Origin of the sequence: Sphingorhabdus sp. EL138, assembly GCF_900258045.1 — a bacterium.
In the GTDB taxonomy this organism is placed as follows: Bacteria; Pseudomonadota; Alphaproteobacteria; order Sphingomonadales; family Sphingomonadaceae; genus Parasphingorhabdus.
Genome location: NZ_OGVD01000002.1, coordinates 458,366 through 477,053, shown reverse-complemented (window position 1 = coordinate 477,053; position 18,688 = coordinate 458,366). Strand labels below are relative to the sequence as shown.

Genomic DNA, 18,688 nt, shown 5'->3' with positions numbered 1-18,688 from the left:
AGACCGGTGACCAAAGATATCCGTTTATTGAATGGGCGGTTTATAGTCAGCGCTTTGCAGCGTCAGAATATAGGCGGCAAGCTCGTCAATATCCGCGCTTTCAATCTCGAAATCCATCAGCTCGGGATAATTATGGGAGTCGCTGAGCCAATTGGTCAGCGTTCCATCTGTCAATCCGCGGGTGTTGGCTATTGCAATAAACGGCGGCGCTTGCTGATTTGAAGATGCCTGTCCATCCGCGACATTATGACAGGCGGCACAATGCGCCTCGGCAAATGCCAATCCCTGCTTCACCCTACCATCTTCAGCTGCGACAATATTGCGGCTTTCATTGTCCGATGCAGTCTGCTCGGCGGGCATTGTCGTGCATCCGATTGCCAAAAGCGAAAGAAAAATTCCCGGGGACAATTGACGCATGAATCCGATTCCTTTGAGTTAATCCATGGATCCCCACCCGCGTTGATCCACTTCATAGATTGCCTTCGCATCGGATAAAAGCTGGCACTGCTCCATACAATTACGGTAAACTACGGTGATAGCGGATTTTTTCTCCCGTTCCTGTCTGAAAAATGTCCATCGAAAACCCGCTTGCAAAAAGAACATATATAGAACATAGTACGGCCTTATGACCCGCTGGACTCTCTTCAACATCTTCGGCAAAGCACGCGCATGAGTCTTACCCATATTAAAGTCAAAGGCGCCCGGGAGCATAATCTCAAAGGCGTCGATATCGACCTTCCCCGCGACAAGTTGATCGTCATTACCGGCCTTTCCGGCAGCGGTAAGTCGAGCCTCGCGTTCGACACCATCTATGCCGAGGGACAGCGGCGCTATGTCGAGTCCCTTTCTGCCTATGCGCGCCAGTTTCTGGAGATGATGCAAAAGCCGGATGTTGAGCATATTGAAGGCCTGTCCCCTGCCATCTCGATCGAGCAGAAGACGACCTCACGCAACCCGCGATCGACCGTCGCGACAGTGACCGAGATTTACGATTACATGCGGCTGTTATGGGCCCGTGCGGGCGTGCCTTACTCGCCTGCAACCGGGGAACCGATTACCGCGCAGACTGTCAGCCAAATGGTTGATCGGGTCATGACACTGCCGGAAAAAACGCGTTTCTATCTGCTCGCGCCGGTCGTGCGCGGGCGTAAGGGCGAGTATCGCAAGGAACTCGCCGAATGGCAGAAAGCCGGCTTTACCCGCGTACGCGTGGACGGCGAATTTTACGATATCGAGGAAACACCAAAGCTCGACAAGAAACTCAAACATGACATTGAGGTGGTCATCGACCGGCTGGTAGTGCGGGACGGTATGGAAACCCGGCTGGCGGACAGTTTCGAAACGGCTTTGCGGCTGGCCGACGGACTGGCCTTTGTTGATCTGGCCGAGGGTGTTGTCCCGGGCCGCGAAGAAGCGGCGACCGGCACGAAGATGAAGGGCACCGGCCTGCCCGACAATCGTATTGTTTTCTCCGAACGTTTTGCCTGTCCGGTCAGCGGCTTCACGATTGAGGAGATCGCGCCGCGGCTCTTTTCGTTCAACGCACCGCAAGGGGCCTGCCCCGCCTGTGACGGCCTGGGCGAGAAGCTGCATTTCGATACACAATTGGTCGTGCCCAATCCGGAACTGTCGATCAAAAAAGGCGCGGTCGTACCCTGGGCCAAGTCCAATCCGCCAAGTCCTTATTATATGCAGGTGCTCGGCAGTCTGGCGAAGCATTTCGAATTTTCGCTGGATACGCCGTGGCAGGATCTGTCGGAGCATCATCGCGACATCATCCTGAACGGTACACAGGGCCTGCCCGTGACCCTGCGCTTTCAGGACGGCCGCAAAAGCTATGAAGTGAAAAAGCCGTTTGAGGGCGTGGTCGGCAATCTGACCCGCCGGATGCTGCAAACCGAAAGCACGTGGATGCGCGAAGAGCTCGCCAAATTTCAGGCGGCAGCCCCTTGCGAAGTCTGTCACGGCGCCCGGCTCAAGCCGGAGGCACTGGCCGTCAAGATTGCCGGTGAAGATATCAGCATCCCGACCCGCCGCAGTGTCGGCGATGCGCTCGACTTTTTCAATGGTCTGGCTGATCAGCTCGACAAGACCCAGCGCCAGATTGCCGAACCGATCCTGAAAGAAATTATCGAACGGCTGGGTTTTTTGAACAATGTCGGCCTCGACTATCTCAATCTTGACCGGACCAGCGGTACATTATCCGGCGGCGAGAGCCAGCGCATCCGTCTGGCGAGCCAAATAGGTTCAGGATTGAGCGGTGTTCTTTACGTATTGGACGAACCGAGCATCGGCTTGCATCAACGCGACAATGACCGCCTGCTGACCACGCTCAAACGCCTGCGCGATCTTGGCAATACCGTAATTGTGGTCGAACATGACGAAGATGCAATACGTACAGCGGATCATGTCGTTGATATGGGACCGGGCGCCGGCGTCCATGGCGGTGATGTTGTCGCCGCAGGAACGCTCAAGCAGATCCTGAAGTCGAAAAAGTCACTCACGGCAGCGTACCTAAATGGTTCGCGAGAGATAGAGGTGCCTGCCGAGCGCCGCAAGGGCAATGGCAAGAAGCTGACCGTGCATGGCGCGACCGCGAACAACCTGCAGAATGTCACTGCATCTATTCCGCTGGGCACATTTACCTGCATTACCGGCCTGTCGGGTTCCGGTAAATCGTCGCTGACCATCGATACGCTTTATGCCTCGGCCGCCCGGACGCTTAACGGCGCGCGAGTGATTGCGGGCAAGCATGACAAGATCACAGGCCTGCAATATTGCGACAAGGTCATCGACATTGACCAATCACCCATTGGCCGCACACCGCGCTCGAACCCTGCAACCTATACCGGTGCCTTCACCAATATCCGTGACTGGTTCGCGGGTCTGCCCGAAGCCGAAGCGCGCGGTTATAAGCCCGGGCGGTTCAGCTTCAACGTCAAGGGCGGACGCTGTGAGGTTTGTCGCGGTGACGGGCTGATCAAGATCGAGATGCACTTCCTGCCCGATGTCTATGTGACTTGCGAGGAATGCGGCGGCAAGCGCTATAACCGCGAGACGCTGGAAGTGAAGTTCAAGGGCAAGTCCATTGCCGACATCCTCGACATGACGGTCGAGGACGCGGTGAGCTTCTTCAAGGCGGTGCCGCCGATCCGCGACAAGATGGCGATGCTGTACGAGGTGGGCCTCGGCTATATCAAGGTCGGCCAGCAGGCAACGACTTTGTCCGGCGGCGAGGCGCAGCGTGTAAAACTGGCCAAGGAACTGTCCAAACGTTCGACGGGACAGACGCTCTACATATTGGATGAACCAACCACCGGCCTGCATTTCGAGGATGTCCGCAAATTGCTGCAGGTCCTCCATCAGCTGGTGGAACAGGGCAATAGCGTGGTGGTGATCGAGCATAATCTCGACGTCATCAAGACAGCTGACCATATTCTCGACCTCGGCCCCGAAGGCGGCGTGCGCGGCGGCAATATTGTCGCCGAGGGCACGCCGGAAGACGTGGCCAAGGTCAAGGGCAGTTTCACCGGACAATATCTGAAGGATATGCTGGCGAAATAGGCCAAGCTCTCATTGGAGGGTGGCTTGCACACAGCCCGAATAGCCATAGATTGGTCATCCTGAACTCCATCGTCATCCTGAACTTGTTTCAGGATCTGGGGAGCCGCCAAGCCTCAAGTAGATTCTGAAACAAGTTCAGAATGACGAGTCTTGTGGGCAGCACTTTGACACCGTCTATGGGTCATCCCCTTGACACCGCCCTCTCTCCGCCCGCACATTCGTTCCCATGAAACTGAGCCCCAATTTCCACCTCAGCGAGTTCACGCAATCGCAGACGGCCACGCGGTTGATGCTCGACAATACGCCCGGGACAAAGGAGATCGCGGCGCTAAAACTGCTCTGTGAGAAAGTGCTGGAGCCGGTGCGCGAAAATTACGGTCGTCCGGTGCTAATCTCCTCCGGCTATCGCTCGCCGGCAGTCAATCGCGCCATCCGCGGATCGCGGACGTCACAACATGCCAAGGGTGAAGCAGCGGATTTTGAGATTGCCGGTATCGACAATCTGCGCATCTGTCAGTGGATGGAACGGCGGCTCAACTATGACCAGCTGATCCTGGAATTTTACAAGCGCGGCGTACCGGCCAGCGGCTGGGTTCACGTGTCTTACCGTGAACCCTATCGCAATCAGGAACTGACCGCCAAGCGCGTCGTCCGCAATGGTAGGCGCCGAACGGTCTATCAGAACGGGATCGTCGGATAGCGCCGCCCATCGGCAGATCCGACTACTCTTCCAACAAGAAAGTCACCGCCAGCGTCGTGCGCCATTCGGTCACCTTGCCATCAGTTACGACGGTCTTGATATCCTTGACCCACGCGGACTGGACGTTGGTCAGCGTCTGCGAGGCGCGGGCAACGCCTTCGTTCACCGCGTCCTCAATCGAACTGGTTGACGATGAAATAATTTCGGTCACTCTTGCTACAGCCATTACACTCTCCTTCGGGTTATGCCCCCTTTGGAAAATGCCGCCCTGCTTCCATGCCCTGTTGCAGCGGCAGTAGCGAGAATGCGCCTTTCGATCGCCCCCGTCAAATCAGGCGTCTTTAATCACCTTCCTCTGCCACAGAATAGCGACGGGTGCGATCAGCTCCAACACCATGCCGGCAACCATCTGCACCGGCGGCTCACCCACCATGAGATAGGATACGACCCGCCCAAGGCCGCCAATGAATACCGCCAATATCGCCATACGAAACACCAAAGCGCGCCCTACAACGTCACCAGCAGAATAAAACAGCATCAACGCGATGCCGATATAGACGCCGGAGAGATAGCGAAACTGGTTGTCGAGCGCCGTTATCTCCGGCAGCTCGTATAGCTCTGGCTCCGGCACTGCCCCCGCCGCGCCAGCGAAAATACCGACGACCCCGAACAGCAGCGGAATACAGGCAAATATCATTACTACAATACGAAATGCGGTCATGTTGTTTCCTCCCCTTGGCCCCATCTCCCCAACCGATGGAGACCTTGATACCGGACATCTTAACAAGCCCGAAAAACAATGCTAGCCCCGCGCGATCGAAACCTTCATTCTCTCGATTTGCCTGGCCCTGGCGGGAACAGGACTGGCGCTGGCCCTGCGCAGCGATCTGCCGTTTCTGCGCAATCCGGTCCGCCGTACATCCGCCAAAATTGTCCGCCACGACCGGCGCTATGAAGACGGCGCACCCGTCTATCAGCCGGTCTTTCGCTTCGCCGATGAACGCGGCACCTTTATCGAGGTTCGCGACTCCGTCTACATGCCCTTCCCAAAGCCGGTCATTGGCGAAATCATCGAAATTATCTACCCCGAAGGCCATCCCGAAAAGGCGCGCATCCCCTATCCGGTGTTTCGCACTCTGATATACGGGGCGCTGGGCTATGCATTTGTGGTGCTGGGGATGGAACTTACCGGATGGTGGTAACCGGTCAGACTGCTTCAGGCGCGAGCTGTGGTTCAGCCCTGTTGTCACTCGTCCAGTTCTTTCCAGAACCTTCGCAACTCGTGGGTCAGACGGATCGGGTTATCCTCCTGCACCGAATGCCCTGCACGCTCAATTGTAACGACTGACGCCCTTGGGCAAAGATCGGCAAATTCCGTTGCTGCCTGATCGCTGAGGACTCTGCTGCGACCGCCGCGCGCTATCAGACAGGGGCAATGAAAACTTGATGCCTTCTCGCGCAGCAGCTCAATATGATTCAGGATATGGGCATAATCGACCCGTTTCCGCTCGTCCCTTTTCCAGCGCCATGCTCCGCTTTTGGTCCTTAGCGTCAACGATGCATAGCGATAGTGGAGCTCTGCATCAGACTGGTGGGCACCAAGCCGCCGTGCCTCGGCAACCAGCGCATCGACACCCTGTGTCACCGTGTCCGCGCCCATAAATTCGCGCAGCTTGCTAATGTCCGAGAAGGACACATCAGGCGCAATATCTACCAGTGCAAGCGACTTGGCTGCCGGTTTTTTATTGGATAGGACATAATGCGCCGCAACCACACCGCCGAGCGACATGCCGACCAGATGTGTCCTCGACCAACCAAGCTGCGTCATAGCGCGGCCAATATCCTCGACATGAGCCTGAATCGAATAATCATCAGCCCAGTCGCTGTCGCCATGTCCGCGCAAATCAACGGCCACGCATTGATAATCGTCTTTCAGAAGCATGGCACAAAGCGTCCAGGTCTGGCTCGATTGCCCGCCACCATGTAAAAGGAGCACCGGTGGCCCGGCCCTGCTCCATCGCTGCGCATGGAGATGACCACCATCTGCTCTTTTGAGCGAAAGACTTTCCGGCGGCAAAACGGGCTCTGACAATCCAACAAGCGAACCCAGTTCGCTGAGACTATTCATCGCTTGATATATCCGAAATCACGGCTGATACTAAACACTTACAACTCCCCTATTGCTCCGGTGACGCCAGACCGGATAAGCTAAGGTCGCAAGGCGTAACACAGGCACGTTCTCTGCAACAATTGCAGATATGATATAGAGATATGCGAAAATCCGGACACATCCGGGTTCGGCAAATCGGGAGATGACATGAGCCAACCACATCACGGCGGCTGCCAGTGCGGCGATATCCGATATGCCATTACCGGCGAGCCGATTGTCACATTTGCATGTCATTGTACCATCTGCCAGTCACAATCGGGAAGCGCTTTTGGTCTGGCCATGCGCTTTCACGCCGAGGACTTCCAGATATCGTCGGGACAATTACAAAGCTTTACCAGACGGGCGGAGAGCGGGCAGGTTTTCACCAATTCATTCTGTGCAAATTGCGGTACACGCATTCATCATCATGCCAGCGCCAACCCCGATCATCTCAGCCTCAAGCCCGGAACGCTGGACGATACCAGCTGGCTGAAACCGACCCATCACATCTTTGCCCGCAGCGCCCAGAATTGGTTTATATTTCCCGAAGATGCAAAGGTGTTCGATACCGCTCCCCCGAACAACAATTGGCTTAACGGCGAGTGAAAAACGGAATGAGGTTCGCAAGGCCGATCCCGATGAAGGCGTGTCGGGCGGCTTTGCGAACCTCAACTGGTGGTTTCACAGACGGATTGTTACAAAACGACTTGCGCTCCGATAACGAGTATTGCTGCCCATGAAACAAGATATACCGGCGTCCGCAAAGCCGGAATGGCAAGGATATAGACAATGGCGTGCACGATCCGGGCAAAGAAGAATATCTGGGCCCATTGCGCCACAGTAGCGCCATTACTGCCATCACCCAGCAGGCCAGCGGCAACGACCACTGCGATAAAAGCCGGCATGGTTTCCACCATGTTGAGATGCGCGCGTTTTGCGCGGTCCATCCAAAGCGGGGTTTCCGGTTCCTGTTTAGGAAAGCCTTCCGGATAGTTGGTCAGGAATGTCGGCAGACCCCAGACAAACAATCGACCGGCAATATAGGGTGTCCACAACAGGACGGTGAGAATGCCGCTCAGGGCAAGATAATGATATGCGGTTTCCATGATTTCCTCTTTTTGTCAGGATAATGGGGAACGGAGCACATGCTCCGCCCCCACAAGCATTAAAGTTCCGTCGCAGCGGTGTGCCGGATAGTTTTCCAGTTGGCGTCGGCTTTCGCGATCGCGCCTTCAGGGTCTTTCTGGTAGGCGTTGAAAATAGCCTCACTCAGGAAGACATAGAGCTTGCCATTGCGAACATCAGCCCAGCGCGGGTCGCCGTCAAATTTTTTGCCGACCGAAACGCCAAAGGTGCAGAAACCGCCATTTTGAGGCAGGTACCGCGCAGGAGCAGCCTTGAAAGCATCCAGATTTTCCTGAGTAGAGAAATAATAAGCGACGCCGTCATGGACCGCAGTGAATTTTGCGGTGCCCTGAATACGGTTGCCGGTATTGATGAAGGCAACGGTGTCAACGCCATGCAAAGCAAGTGGGGCACTGGCTGCGGTCAGGCCTGATGAGACGTTATATTCATCAGCAGCCATTGCGGGAGTGGCCAGAACAGCCAGAGCAACAACAGATGCAAGAGTGATTTGTTTAAACATAAATATTTCCTTTGAGTTTAGTATTTTAGGGAGTCAGGCCGCCAAAGCGTCCCGGGAATTCACGACTGGGAAGTCGATTTCTGTTCCAACCAGATGGTTGAAATAGTTGGTGAAGATATTCAGCATCACATGACCAAATATCTCGAGTATCTCCTCGTCGGAGAAACCATTACTGTGCATGAGCACCAGGCTGGTATCGCTGACCCGGCCTTTGGTGCGCATCACTTCATTGGCAAAATCCAGAACCAGTTTGGTTTTGGGATCGCTGGAGCCACCGCGAAGATTGTCAGCCAGCTCTTCTTCATCGATGCCGGCCATTGAACCCAGCGCTGTATGCGCCGAGGCGCAATAGTCACATTGATTTGCACCCGCGACAGCAAGTGCAATTTGTTCCGTCAGGCCATTGGACAATCTTCCGCCAGCCAGCGTGCCGGAGAGATCAAGATAGCCTTTCAGCAAAGTCTTTGAATTGGCCATCGTGGCGATGATGTTGGGGATCATCCCCATGCCGGATTTTACACCCGCCAATACCTCTGCTGTTTCAGCAGAGGTGACAGAAGGGTCGATGATATTGATACGTTGCATGTTTGCTCCTTTGACAAATTTACCGTGGGAGCAATGAATATGCGTTTCGGATGATATAGCAATATGACTAGGTTATATAGCGACTTTCTGCAAAGCTGTCTGGACGATATGCAAATTTTATATCAATTCCTGTCGATATTTTGTAGGTGCAACACCGAATTTTCCCGCAAAGGCGCGTGTGAAAGCCGCGGGAGATTGATATCCGGTTTGAGCGGCAACCTGCTGAACGGTGATGCTGCTTTCATCCAGCAGGGAGAGCGCTTTTTGAAGCCTCCAGTCGGAAAGATAGGACATGGGACCTTGCCCAATAAGCTCGGCAAAGCGGCCGGCAAAACTGCTCCGCGACATTCCCACTTCACGGGCCAGACTTTGAACGGTCCAGGGGGACGACGGCTGTTTGTGCAGAAGCTCCAGCGCCTGACCGACATGAGGATCGCGAAAACCCGAGAGCAAAGGCTCCATCTGTTCCTGTTCCTCGATGCCCATCCTAAGCAATTCGATAAACATGACCTCGGACAGCCGCCGCACCGAGGCATCGGAGCCGACATGTTCGGAAAACATCTGCCGCGAAATCAGACGCAGAATTTCATCAAGCCAGGGGTTTTGCGCCCGCATGGAAGAGGTAGTCAGCAGATAGTCTGGCAATGCACGAAGCATTGGATGGTCGGCATTCTTGCGAAATGTGAAATGGCCACAGATTAACTGGGTATTGGCAACCTGATCACCATCGCCGACAACAAGTACGCCTTCGCCATCATATTCGGCTTGCTCAAGCACCGTTTCGAGCGGAGGCGCGTTTTCTACCGGCCTGTCCGATAACATATGCGTCTGTCCGCGCGGGATCAGGATCAGGTCACCCGGATTAAGCGTCATCACCCGATTGCCGGGCAAAGTGACCGTACACTGTCCTTGAACCACAAGGTGAAAACGAGCCGCGCCCTCAAGCACCGGTACCGTTACCGACCAGGGGCCTGAAAAATCGGTACGGAAATACAGGGCGCCGTTCAGATCGAGCGTGTCGAGAATGTCGTTGAGGATATCCATGAAACAAGCCTACAGTTTTGCATTCCCGCCATCAATTGCGAAAAACTGCACAAACTATCCGGAATATGATGCAGATCGTCCATCTGGCAGTGGTCGACAATTGGTTCGCGAGACCCGTTTCCGAAAAATTGCTTATGGCACGCAGCAACATGCCTGTTCAGCTATGGCTGGCCGACAAGTGTTTCTTTGAACGGGCGTCCGGAAAAGGGGCACCCGTTCAAAAAGTACAAATTTCAAATCAGATAGATATCGACTATTTTGGTCTCAACACGGTGTCGATGATGTGAACGGTGCCGTTGCTTGAATCAATATCAGCTTCAACCACATTGACCTTGTTGCCGGCGGCATCTTCGAGAACTAGTTTTTCACCATCCAGGCTCACCTTGATGGCTCCACCTTGCAAAGTGGTCAGGCTGGCTGTCCCTCCGCCTTCGGTGATCGCCTTTGCGATATCGGCGCTCTTCAGGTCGCCTTCGACCAGACCAAATCTTGCCATGCTGGCGAGTTCGGTCTTGTCTTCAGCCGTCATCAGACCGTTAAGTTCTTCCGGATCCATCTTGTTGAACGCATCATTATTGGCGATAAATACCGTGAATGGCCCGTCATCTTTAAGATCGACGGCAATGCCCGATATTGCGACCATGGTGCTGGCCGTGGAAAGGTCGGGATTGCCCTGAACAATGGCAGTAAGATTAGTTGGTTTCTTGGCTTCTTCTTCCAACCGTGCATCATAAATGGCTTGTTCGTCCTCACTCATTTCAGAGGAACAGGCGGTGACAGTTGCCAATGCAGCGGTCGCTAGAAGCAATTTCATGGGGGTATTCATAACTCACCTTTCGTTGGGATTCTCCTCTTTGTATCACCAATGATTGGGTGATGGCAAAGGGTTCGTGGAACGGAGTCGTAACAATATCGTTTCTGGTGGGATTATTGTTGATCCACAAGCGAGTTTTGCGCTGCTTGGACATATATCCCTTTGTAAAAATTAACCCTGTCGCGCATTCGCGTGACAGCGGCAAAAATCATAATCAGTATATTGAATGTGTGATGGTGTATAATCAGGGAGGACAGTCGGGCGATGAAGTTCGAACCCAAAATCGCGACGACAAAATCTGCCCGTTCTCCATTCAGTATGGTAAAACGCATCCTGAGAGTTTCGCAATCCCTGGGATCCGTATCCTTTACCTATCATATCGCGCCGTCCGTGCATTCACCGACAACCAAAATACCACGGCTGTTATTCAGCAATGCCTGGCCCAATAAAACCGCTTCGCAAAATATAGGGCTACAAAAGCAGATCGAGAATATCCACGATCTGATAATATCACTAGGGACGCCCTCCAACTATCTTTCGCTCATGGCGGGAGAAAGCATCATAAACAAAAGTTTTGCAGAAAAAATTCAAACGAGGGTGGCAAGCAACGGGATTGTCGATGAATATATCATTCCCGTATATGGACCGTATAAAATCGAAGGTTGCATGTGTTTCGGGTTTGAACGGGACATCCATTCTCTGGAGCCGGGTATTACTTGCCAGCTGGAGGCTCTCGCCAGCGTCTCGCACATCAAAATCGTGGCTTGCTTTGCGGACAAGATGGAGCGGATTGAACTTTCAAAACGGGAAACAGAGGTACTGCAATGGCTTGCCTTCGGCAAAAGCATTACGGACATTTCCACCATATTGGGCGTACAGCCCACGACCATCGACAGCTATACGCGGCGTATCTACGCGAAATTTGGCGTCCATAACAAGATCGGGGCAGTGTTGGCGGGCGTATCAACCGGTAAGGTTAGCCTGTAGAGCGGGCACTCCTCGAAAATTCCACCATTCTCTACCCGATGAAGAGCGCCATAAGGCGCGGCGGATCCCATTTGATTTTGACGCCCTCGCCTCGCTACGCACCGACGATGCTCACCGACGCTGCGTAAAAGGTCGCATTGATCCGACGCTTAGCGTCGGCAAGCGCGACCGCGTGCCCGAGCTTATGCGAGGATAGCCAAGCGGGCGGATGCCCGCGCCCGGCGCCTGAGGGAATCAAAAAGAAGCCCGGCGGCCGGGTCGCCAACCACCGGACTTCCATTAAATCTACGGCATTACAGCTCAAAGCTTAAGGTGCCGAGAGTCGTAATATAGACGACGCCGATGAATTAAGTGTGACCAGCGCCACAATCATGGAGAAATCGCAATGTTTCTGGGTAAAATATGACAGAATACTTAAAAAATTTCAGGATGTTACGGCACTTTCCCTAGGAAGCCCGATGGCCGGGTCGCAATACCATCGGACTTCCAGAGGAATGCCCAGTTACTGGGGCGCTCCCAAAAGGGAAGAACCACCACGAGGCCGAAGCTCCTGTGGGGGTGCGACACCGCCGCCCCCCACAATTTTTTGTGAATTAGCGGCATCGCTTCATTGTAGTAGCGGCTGATTCCATAACCTTTTGTGATGACGGTCACTGGTCGGCAAAGAAAAGGGCAAATATGTTATGATAGACCCCGATACAGGCCGCGAGAGTATTGAAAACGCGGCGGAAAGGACAATCATGGCGCATTATACCGGACGACCGCGATTTGAATGGGATGAGGATGGCCGGATCATGACCCTGCTCAACCGTTTTGCCTTTGTCGATGATGCACGGCTGGTGTGGAGCGTGCCAGCAATGGTGCAGGTGGACGGTGCATCAATACCCAAATTTGCCTGGTCGATCCTCGGCAGCCCCTTTGTCGGTCGCTATCGCAAGGCATCGGTCGTGCATGACTGGTATTGCGATATCAGGACCCGCGAATGGAAAGCGACGCACCGGATGTTTTACGAAGCCATGCGTGCATCGAAGGTAAGCGGCGCAAAGGCAAGGATCATGTACGCGGCGGTCTATTATGCCGGCCCGCGCTGGGACATTGCCCCGGATTATGATGCTGAGCTGGCCGAAACTGTCGCGGCGGAAGTCTATAGTCTGGATCAAAGCGCGATGGCAGTCGGCGAGCAGCTTGAGAGGCCGGAACTTGCCCTCTGGCAGCGGCGGCAGGTTGATGAAGATGCGTTTGTCGCCATGTGCGACGATTTCGCCAAACGCTGCACCTCGGTCGAGGATGTTGAGACGATGATTGATGATCATATGGGGGCGACAGAATGAACGGCGCAATAAAGCATGGCCTGCCCGGATATTGCCTGTCGGCCCAATAACGGCAGGGATGAGAGAAATTGCGAAGATAGCAGGCAAAAAAATGGGAGTCGATCTCCGAACAAGTTCGGATTTCGGCTCCCACTGCGCCTGATCTGGGTCATTGTCCTCTTGCGATTTCAATGTCCGCTTTTCCGGCGTCCGGTTTCCGGGCCAATATCGTTAGCGGTTGTCGGTTGTCCGCATTTCCGCTTGCGCGATCATGCTTCGGTTTCAAACCCGATATTGGTCCAGTCACCCGATGATTGTTGTCCATCTGCTCCGCTTTGGCTTGCGCCTCCGCTTCGCGGGTTTTTTCCAATCATCAATCGAAAGATCATTCTATCTTTCTTGCGAAAAACAATATGCTCGTTTCGACTATCTTCAGGTTTCAGATCGTTCCAGCGGGTCATTGCTGACTGGTCGCCGGTTCCATTCAAACTCCGTCCGATGAATTGTATATGACACGGGTTTGCGAGTCGCTCCAAATGGATCCGGTCCAGTTATCCACAGATGTCGATCTTTCTTGTGGAAAAACAGTTGCCGGATTGTGGACAAGGGCAGAAAGAAGCCGCTTTCCTAATAAGGATGTAATGTGATATTTCTTTATTGGCTATTTCTCAGTCTTGAATAGCGGTCCAGAAGCAAAAAAAACCGTTGGTCCGGCCTTTCGGGAGGGGGATATTCTGAAAGGGCCGGACCGTCGGTACAATCCCGGTGCCTATCGGGAGGAGGATTAGCGGCAACCGGGACTGAAAAAACTGTAGCGATTAAACCTGAACGGTAGTCATCATGATGATGCTGCTAACGGTCAGGGCGGCTACTATATTGAAAAGCGTTTTCATGGGACAAACTCCTGTTTTGTTAAAAACGCCGATCAAACATCACTTTTCCTGTCTAACTGATAGTCAGGAAATGGTCCTCAAACGGTTAAGTTTCAATTGAAAACGGAGATTGATTAGTTGCATATTTTGCAACCGAATGATGGCTCCTAGAAGATACCATCAAGGAGTTTTTTGCCCTTTTTCAAGGGGTTTTCGCGAAATTTGGTTTCTTCCGCACCGATATAGGAGAAGATGCCGTCCATCGCTTGCTCGGTAACACTATCGGTTAATCCGTCGCGAGAGAGGTCCAAGCCACCAATTGACGAAAGGGCCGATAGCGAGCCAAGGCTTTCTACCTGTTTGTAGGCACCAACCTCACCCAGAGCCTTTTCAACCAACGGCCGGATTTTCACAGCCAGCTCCTCGCCCGACGTTTTGCGCAGATAGTCAGTACCACCAGTGCCGCCACCGGTCACGATGCCGACACCGTCAGTCACCGTCAGATTATCTATGGCAGAGCGGAATATCGGCTTGGCTTCGAGTGCCGCCTTGCCCGCCGCATCATTGAGGCTTTTGGTAATATCCTTGGTCAGGCCCGCCTTGCTGGTGAAGCGCAATATCTTGGTGGCGTTCTTCAACGGCCCGGGCAATAACACCCGCACCGCTTTGTCTGCATAAAAGGCGCCCGGCTGAGACAGTTTATCGAGCGCCCCATCAGAGGCATCGCCGAGCAGGCTTTTGACACCGGTAGATTGTGCATAGGCCGGGGCCGAAAATAGCGGGGTCATGGATAGTGGGGCTGCGAACATGGCCGCTGCTACCGTCAGTTTCAATTTCTTGGCTGTGTTCCGCATTATCCCGCTCCTGCTATGTTATGTCAGATGACAATAGCATAGCATTTTGCCGGGAAGCTGAACAGCTTCACCAAATTGTGTAAATAGTTGTACCGCGATGGATCAGTAACTGCGGGCTATTTATTTTCGGAGAATTCAAGCTTGCCACTGCTTTCCTCTGCACCCTTCTCGGTCAGTTCGAGCAGAAACGGATCCCCTTCATCGGTTTGCCCCGAAAGCTTGTTACCGTCCTTTTGCACAACGAAATTCTCGTCAGTCATTTTCTGTTCGAACCAGGATACGAGATCATCGGTGTTGGTCGGCGCGTCGAAACTTAAAATGACCTTGCCGCCCTGTCCGTCCTTGTCTTCGACATTCAGGCCCGTCACTTTCGAACCCGGGTAAAGGGAGACATTGTTCAGATCGAAATCATCGCTGTCGAGCGATATCTGAGGCAGGTCGACGTCCATGGAAAAACCGTCTGTCTTGATCGAGAATTTGCTGTCGCCGTCTTTACCGCCGATTGACACTTTGTCCGATCCACCGGTTCCCTCACCATCGGTTTCGATTGACATTTCAAAGCCGTCGCCCTGCTCACTCTCGCCGCCGCCAGAACAGGCAGTCAAGATCAACGGAACGGCTGCAAGCGCGACAAGATATTTGTTGGTCATCGGGATTCTCCATACTGTATTGTTGTAATAATACAGTATGGAGCCATCAGGTCAAGGTAGAGGTTTAAGGCTCTATGGTTGCGCCGGGATTAGCCGCATTGACGACACCCCCGTCAACGATGAGGGTCGTACCCACGACATAGTCGCCTGCGCTGCTCGACAGATATATCGCCGCAGCTGCCATATCCTCAGGTCGGCCGATGCGTTTTGCCGGGATACCTTTTTCGACCGCGCCTTCATGATCGCGCGCCGCTTTATTCATGTTGGATGCAAAAGCACCCGGTGCAATGCCGGACATGATGATGTCGTCGGAAACCAGCTTGGATGCCATCTTGCGGGTCAAGTGAACCACAGCCGCTTTCGATGCCTGATAGCTGTAGGTCTCCCAGGGGTTGACCTTGAAGCCATCGATCGAAGCAATATTCACGACCTTGGCCGGGCGATCAAAGCTGGCCGCCGCTTTCAATTGCGGATGCAGTGCCTGGGTGAGGAAGAACAGCCCTTTGACATTGGTATCCATGACCTTGTCCCAGCCTGCTTCGGGAAAGCTGAGATATTCCTCGCCCCAAGCAACGCCGGCATTGTTGATCAATATGTCGAGTTTTTCCTCGTGCTTTGCAAGCTCTGCAGCAAGGGCCTTACAACCCTCGACCGTGCTGACATCACCGGGCACAGATGTACAGTTATCACCCATTTCAGCGGCCGCGGCATCACATGCCTCGGCCTTGCGCCCGGAAATGTAAACCTTGGCACCTTGAGCCAGAAAACCTTCCGAGATCATCCGACCAATGCCCCGATGCCCGCCGGTTACCAGCGCAACCCGGCCTTCAAGCGAGAATAGCTTGTTAAAATCCATCATGAAATCCTTTTAGTAACCGTGCATTTCCGCAACGAGATTGGTGTGATAATTGGCGTCACCCATAAATTCCGCCAGCGCTCGATCGCGCTTCATGTAAAGACCGATATCATATTCATCGGTCATCCCAACACCGCCATGCATTTGCACGCCCTCTTTGACCGAGAGCGACGTCGCTTTGCTGGCCTTGGCCTTGGCGACAGAAACCATCATCTCAGCTTTCGATGAACCTTCATCGAGCATCTGTTGTGCTTTCAACACTGTGGCGCGGGCGATCTCCATCTCGCTATATAAATGCGCTGCGCGGTGTTGTAGCGCCTGAAATGTTCCAATGATCGTGTCAAACTGCTTGCGACCCTTGATATACTCAACGGTGATATCCATCGCGCCAGCTCCAACACCCAACGTCTCTGCAGCCGAACCTGCCCGACCTGCATTCAGCATCCGTTGAAGCACTGCGCTGCCTTCATCCACTTCACCGATAACCGCATCAGCGTCGACAACTACGCCGTCAAATTCGACATGCGCTGCCATTGCACTGTCAACCAGACGCACACTGTCTCTCGACAATCCATTGGCATTGGTATCAACCGCGAAAAGAGTCAGGCCTTTATCTTCGCCAGCACTGCCGCTTGTCCGTGCTACCACGACAAGCGTATCGGCCGAGCCACCCTGGACAACAAATTGCTTCTTGCCATCAAGCTTAAAGCCATTGCCTTCACGGGTCGCGGCCATGGCTATCTGATCCGGCCGGTGTTTCGGACCTTCGTCGATTGCGAGCGCCAAAACGCTATCACCTGACAATATCCCTGGGAAATATTTATCGCGTAGTGCCTTACCGCCAGCATTCAGCGCCTCTACACCGGCAACCGCGGTCGTAAGAAAGGGTGAGGGCGTGAGATTGCGGCCGATCTCTTCCAGAACAACACCAGCCTCAGTGTGACCAAGGCCCAATCCGCCTTCGCCTTCAGAAACCAATATCCCCGTGAAACCCATTTCGGCGAACTGTTTCCACAGTGCATGGGAAAAACCATCCTTGCAGTTCTTGTCACGGAACTCACGGAAATGAGTGACATTGCCTTCGCCCTTCATAAAGTCAGCTGCGCTGTCCTGCAGCATTTTCTGGTCGTCATTCAAGTAAAGCGGCATCGCTTTCATCCTTCTAATATGGTTGTTTAACTGCCTGCGCGATTAGGCGTTGGGCAATTGCAATATCTGTTTGGAAACGACGTTCAGCATGACTTCGCTGGTTCCGCCTTCAATGCTGTTGGCCTTGGTCCTGAGCCAGCCACGTGCGGTGAGCCCGCCATTGGAGGCGTCACTTTCCCATTCCAGCACCTCACTGCCGCCAGCAGACATAATCAATTCGTGGCGGCGCTTGTTGATCTCAGTACCAGCATATTTCATCATATTCGGCTGTGCTGGATGGCAAAGATTGGCCTTGAAAGTGTCGCCAAATCGTTCTGCCATCGCACGGAAGGCCAGCACATCGATGTCCATCTCCGCCATCTGGGCGCGAAGCATTGGATCATCCAGCCGGCCCATTTCATCACGGCCATATTGATCGGCAAATTTAGAGCCGAGCGACGTTGCCCCGGAGGAGCCGTCACCGGAAATCATACTGCGCTCATGCCCCAGCAGATATTTGGCAACATCCCAGCCGCGGTTTACTTCACCCACCACGGATGAAACGTCATCACCATAAGTCTTCGGTACTTCCACGTCTGTAAAAAATGTCTCGCAAAATGCCGACTGGCCAGAGATCAAGACGATGGGTTTCGTCTCTACGCCTTGGTTCGTCATATCGAACAGCATGAAGCTAATGCCTTTATGCTTGGTCGATTTGTCGGTCCGGGTCAGGCAGAAAATCCAGTCTGCTTTGTCAGCGTAACTCGTCCAGATCTTCTGTCCATTGATCAGGTAATGATCGCCTTTGTCTTCGGCGGAAGTTTGCAACGAGGCCAAGTCTGAGCCGGATCCGGGCTCCGAATACCCCTGACACCAGCGTACTTCACCGCGAGCGATCGGCGGCAGGAAATGCAACTTCTGTTCTTCGGTACCAAAATGCAGCAATGCGGGGCCAAGCATCCAGATCCCAAAGCTCGACAATGGCGAACGAATTTTCAGCCGACCCATTTCCTGAAGCAAGATTTTGGTTTCAGCGCGAGACAACCCCCCACCACCATATTCCTTCGGCCAATCAGGAACGGTCCAACCCTTGGCCGCCATTTTGTCCATCCATTCTTTCTGACCGGGTTTGAAGGTCGGATTTTTCCCACCCCAGCAAATGTCGCTTTCGTCGACAACTGGCTGGCGCATTTCTGGCGGACAATTGGCTTCGAGCCAAGCAGCTGTCTCTGCGCGGAAGCTTTCAAGATCGGACATGATTGTGTTCCTTTAATTGATTGATTAAGATCAAACTAACATAGGACAGCCCCAAGGTTCAACGATCGCCTCGCATTTCCGGACAGAAATTTTTCCGGCCAAACCCGGCACCGGATTCCGTAACGTCAACAGGAAGGCGTCACGGAATCGATTGACGAACTTTTTATGTGAAGCCTATGCAAGAGACAAAAAGGGAGCAGGACTGGATGCGTGAAAATGACCGGAATTGGGAAACGAATCCCGAATCAGTTTGTCTGCTGATACAGCGCACTG

General features: G+C 53.6%; 22 protein-coding genes. 7 read left to right on the top strand and 15 right to left on the bottom strand.

Annotated features, from left to right (window positions below; genetic code table 11):
• Positions 1-24: 24 nt before the first annotated feature.
• Positions 25-417, bottom strand: a complete 393-nt coding sequence (locus DK507_RS05750) for a cytochrome c (protein WP_109355403.1) — start codon at positions 415-417, stop codon at positions 25-27.
• Positions 418-669: 252 nt separating this feature from the next.
• Between DK507_RS05750 and uvrA the strand changes: the two genes are divergently transcribed.
• Together uvrA and DK507_RS05735 are read left to right on the top strand one after the other, a co-directional pair.
• Complete coding sequence (gene uvrA / locus DK507_RS05740; protein WP_109355401.1) at positions 670-3,564, top strand: excinuclease ABC subunit UvrA; 2,895 nt, start codon at positions 670-672, stop codon at positions 3,562-3,564.
• Positions 3,565-3,790: 226 nt separating this feature from the next.
• Entirely contained in the window at positions 3,791-4,264 is a 474-nt protein-coding gene (locus tag DK507_RS05735) for a D-Ala-D-Ala carboxypeptidase family metallohydrolase (protein WP_109355400.1), read from the top strand.
• Positions 4,265-4,286: 22 nt separating this feature from the next.
• Here DK507_RS05735 and DK507_RS05730 read toward each other — a convergent pair whose 3' ends face one another.
• A complete protein-coding gene (locus DK507_RS05730) occupies positions 4,287-4,490 on the bottom strand; it encodes a dodecin family protein (protein ID WP_109355399.1) in 204 nt (67 codons plus the stop codon).
• A gap of 105 nt (positions 4,491-4,595) precedes the next feature.
• Positions 4,596-4,985 (bottom strand): DUF4345 domain-containing protein, encoded by a 390-nt coding sequence (locus DK507_RS05725; RefSeq protein ID WP_162558911.1) that lies wholly within the window; start codon positions 4,983-4,985, stop codon positions 4,596-4,598.
• Positions 4,986-5,079: 94 nt separating this feature from the next.
• On the opposite strand from DK507_RS05725, the gene DK507_RS18205 reads away from it, so the two are divergent.
• Positions 5,080-5,466 carry a DUF3592 domain-containing protein gene (locus DK507_RS18205; protein ID WP_367889549.1) on the top strand — a complete coding sequence of 129 codons (387 nt, stop codon included), beginning with the start codon at positions 5,080-5,082 and terminating at the stop codon, positions 5,464-5,466.
• Positions 5,467-5,510: 44 nt separating this feature from the next.
• Here the strand turns inward: DK507_RS18205 and DK507_RS05720 are convergent, their stop codons facing one another.
• Positions 5,511-6,392 carry an alpha/beta fold hydrolase gene (locus DK507_RS05720; protein ID WP_109355397.1) on the bottom strand — a complete coding sequence of 294 codons (882 nt, stop codon included), beginning with the start codon at positions 6,390-6,392 and terminating at the stop codon, positions 5,511-5,513.
• 189 nt (positions 6,393-6,581) lie between these two features.
• Between DK507_RS05720 and DK507_RS05715 the strand changes: the two genes are divergently transcribed.
• Entirely contained in the window at positions 6,582-7,019 is a 438-nt protein-coding gene (locus DK507_RS05715; RefSeq protein ID WP_109355396.1) for a GFA family protein, read from the top strand.
• 89 nt (positions 7,020-7,108) lie between these two features.
• On the opposite strand, the gene DK507_RS05710 is transcribed toward DK507_RS05715, so the two are convergent.
• The 4 genes from DK507_RS05710 to DK507_RS05695 all read right to left on the bottom strand — a co-directional run bounded on the left by DK507_RS05710 (position 7,109) and on the right by DK507_RS05695 (position 9,687).
• Positions 7,109-7,519 carry an MAPEG family protein gene (locus DK507_RS05710; protein ID WP_109355395.1) on the bottom strand — a complete coding sequence of 137 codons (411 nt, stop codon included), beginning with the start codon at positions 7,517-7,519 and terminating at the stop codon, positions 7,109-7,111.
• Positions 7,520-7,578: 59 nt separating this feature from the next.
• On the bottom strand, positions 7,579-8,058 hold the full coding sequence (locus tag DK507_RS05705; protein WP_109355394.1) for a YHS domain-containing (seleno)protein: 480 nt from the start codon (positions 8,056-8,058) through the stop codon (positions 7,579-7,581).
• Between the two features lie 33 nt (positions 8,059-8,091).
• Positions 8,092-8,643 (bottom strand): carboxymuconolactone decarboxylase family protein, encoded by a 552-nt coding sequence (locus DK507_RS05700; RefSeq protein ID WP_109355393.1) that lies wholly within the window; start codon positions 8,641-8,643, stop codon positions 8,092-8,094.
• 117 nt (positions 8,644-8,760) lie between these two features.
• Entirely contained in the window at positions 8,761-9,687 is a 927-nt protein-coding gene (locus DK507_RS05695) for an AraC family transcriptional regulator (protein WP_109355392.1), read from the bottom strand.
• On the opposite strand from DK507_RS05695, the gene DK507_RS05690 reads away from it, so the two are divergent.
• Entirely contained in the window at positions 9,686-9,877 is a 192-nt protein-coding gene (locus DK507_RS05690; RefSeq protein ID WP_109355391.1) for a hypothetical protein, read from the top strand. The two genes, DK507_RS05695 and DK507_RS05690, sit on opposite strands and share 2 nt — an antisense overlap.
• 63 nt (positions 9,878-9,940) lie before the next feature.
• Here the strand turns inward: DK507_RS05690 and DK507_RS05685 are convergent, their stop codons facing one another.
• Positions 9,941-10,501 (bottom strand): fasciclin domain-containing protein, encoded by a 561-nt coding sequence (locus DK507_RS05685; protein WP_162558909.1) that lies wholly within the window; start codon positions 10,499-10,501, stop codon positions 9,941-9,943.
• A gap of 264 nt (positions 10,502-10,765) precedes the next feature.
• Here DK507_RS05685 and DK507_RS05680 point away from each other — a divergent pair, with 264 nt between their 5' ends.
• Positions 10,766-11,488, top strand: a complete 723-nt coding sequence (locus DK507_RS05680; protein WP_109355389.1) for a response regulator transcription factor — start codon at positions 10,766-10,768, stop codon at positions 11,486-11,488.
• A gap of 683 nt (positions 11,489-12,171) precedes the next feature.
• On the top strand, positions 12,172-12,819 hold the full coding sequence (locus DK507_RS05670) for a DUF1353 domain-containing protein (protein ID WP_109355387.1): 648 nt from the start codon (positions 12,172-12,174) through the stop codon (positions 12,817-12,819).
• A gap of 248 nt (positions 12,820-13,067) precedes the next feature.
• On the opposite strand, the gene DK507_RS17790 is transcribed toward DK507_RS05670, so the two are convergent.
• From DK507_RS17790 to DK507_RS05640, 6 genes are all read right to left on the bottom strand, one after another.
• Positions 13,068-13,259, bottom strand: coding sequence for a hypothetical protein (locus DK507_RS17790; RefSeq protein WP_162558908.1), 192 nt, complete (start codon positions 13,257-13,259; stop codon positions 13,068-13,070).
• Between the two features lie 578 nt (positions 13,260-13,837).
• Positions 13,838-14,524, bottom strand: a complete 687-nt coding sequence (locus tag DK507_RS05660; protein ID WP_254054268.1) for a DUF4197 domain-containing protein — start codon at positions 14,522-14,524, stop codon at positions 13,838-13,840.
• 116 nt (positions 14,525-14,640) lie between these two features.
• Positions 14,641-15,174: a hypothetical protein gene (locus DK507_RS05655; RefSeq protein WP_109355385.1), complete on the bottom strand. Its 534-nt coding sequence runs from the start codon at positions 15,172-15,174 to the stop codon at positions 14,641-14,643.
• Between the two features lie 64 nt (positions 15,175-15,238).
• Positions 15,239-16,030 (bottom strand): SDR family oxidoreductase, encoded by a 792-nt coding sequence (locus DK507_RS05650; RefSeq protein ID WP_109355547.1) that lies wholly within the window; start codon positions 16,028-16,030, stop codon positions 15,239-15,241.
• Between the two features lie 12 nt (positions 16,031-16,042).
• On the bottom strand, positions 16,043-17,179 hold the full coding sequence (locus DK507_RS05645) for an acyl-CoA dehydrogenase family protein (protein WP_109355546.1): 1,137 nt from the start codon (positions 17,177-17,179) through the stop codon (positions 16,043-16,045).
• A 42-nt stretch (positions 17,180-17,221) separates the two neighbouring features.
• Positions 17,222-18,415, bottom strand: a complete 1,194-nt coding sequence (locus DK507_RS05640) for an acyl-CoA dehydrogenase family protein (protein ID WP_109355384.1) — start codon at positions 18,413-18,415, stop codon at positions 17,222-17,224.
• Positions 18,416-18,688: the final 273 nt, after the last annotated feature.

Bases quoted from the DNA above. Each gene is read 5' to 3' on its own strand.
- DK507_RS05750 (WP_109355403.1), bottom strand. From the start codon at position 417: ATGCGTCAATTGTCCCCGGGAATTTTTCTTTCGCTTTTGGCAATCGGA.
- uvrA (WP_109355401.1), top strand. From the start codon at position 670: ATGAGTCTTACCCATATTAAAGTCAAAGGCGCCCGGGAGCATAATCTC.
- DK507_RS05735 (WP_109355400.1), top strand. From the start codon at position 3,791: ATGAAACTGAGCCCCAATTTCCACCTCAGCGAGTTCACGCAATCGCAG.
- DK507_RS05730 (WP_109355399.1), bottom strand. From the start codon at position 4,490: ATGGCTGTAGCAAGAGTGACCGAAATTATTTCATCGTCAACCAGTTCG.
- DK507_RS05725 (WP_162558911.1), bottom strand. From the start codon at position 4,985: ATGACCGCATTTCGTATTGTAGTAATGATATTTGCCTGTATTCCGCTG.
- DK507_RS05720 (WP_109355397.1), bottom strand. From the start codon at position 6,392: ATGAATAGTCTCAGCGAACTGGGTTCGCTTGTTGGATTGTCAGAGCCC.
- DK507_RS05715 (WP_109355396.1), top strand. From the start codon at position 6,582: ATGAGCCAACCACATCACGGCGGCTGCCAGTGCGGCGATATCCGATAT.
- DK507_RS05710 (WP_109355395.1), bottom strand. From the start codon at position 7,519: ATGGAAACCGCATATCATTATCTTGCCCTGAGCGGCATTCTCACCGTC.
- DK507_RS05705 (WP_109355394.1), bottom strand. From the start codon at position 8,058: ATGTTTAAACAAATCACTCTTGCATCTGTTGTTGCTCTGGCTGTTCTG.
- DK507_RS05700 (WP_109355393.1), bottom strand. From the start codon at position 8,643: ATGCAACGTATCAATATCATCGACCCTTCTGTCACCTCTGCTGAAACA.
- DK507_RS05690 (WP_109355391.1), top strand. From the start codon at position 9,686: ATGAAACAAGCCTACAGTTTTGCATTCCCGCCATCAATTGCGAAAAAC.
- DK507_RS05695 (WP_109355392.1), bottom strand. From the start codon at position 9,687: ATGGATATCCTCAACGACATTCTCGACACGCTCGATCTGAACGGCGCC.
- DK507_RS05685 (WP_162558909.1), bottom strand. From the start codon at position 10,501: ATGAAATTGCTTCTAGCGACCGCTGCATTGGCAACTGTCACCGCCTGT.
- DK507_RS05680 (WP_109355389.1), top strand. From the start codon at position 10,766: ATGAAGTTCGAACCCAAAATCGCGACGACAAAATCTGCCCGTTCTCCA.
- DK507_RS05670 (WP_109355387.1), top strand. From the start codon at position 12,172: ATGATAGACCCCGATACAGGCCGCGAGAGTATTGAAAACGCGGCGGAA.
- DK507_RS17790 (WP_162558908.1), bottom strand. From the start codon at position 13,259: ATGACCCGCTGGAACGATCTGAAACCTGAAGATAGTCGAAACGAGCAT.
- DK507_RS05660 (WP_254054268.1), bottom strand. From the start codon at position 14,524: ATGCGGAACACAGCCAAGAAATTGAAACTGACGGTAGCAGCGGCCATG.
- DK507_RS05655 (WP_109355385.1), bottom strand. From the start codon at position 15,174: ATGACCAACAAATATCTTGTCGCGCTTGCAGCCGTTCCGTTGATCTTG.
- DK507_RS05650 (WP_109355547.1), bottom strand. From the start codon at position 16,030: ATGGATTTTAACAAGCTATTCTCGCTTGAAGGCCGGGTTGCGCTGGTA.
- DK507_RS05645 (WP_109355546.1), bottom strand. From the start codon at position 17,179: ATGCCGCTTTACTTGAATGACGACCAGAAAATGCTGCAGGACAGCGCA.
- DK507_RS05640 (WP_109355384.1), bottom strand. From the start codon at position 18,415: ATGTCCGATCTTGAAAGCTTCCGCGCAGAGACAGCTGCTTGGCTCGAA.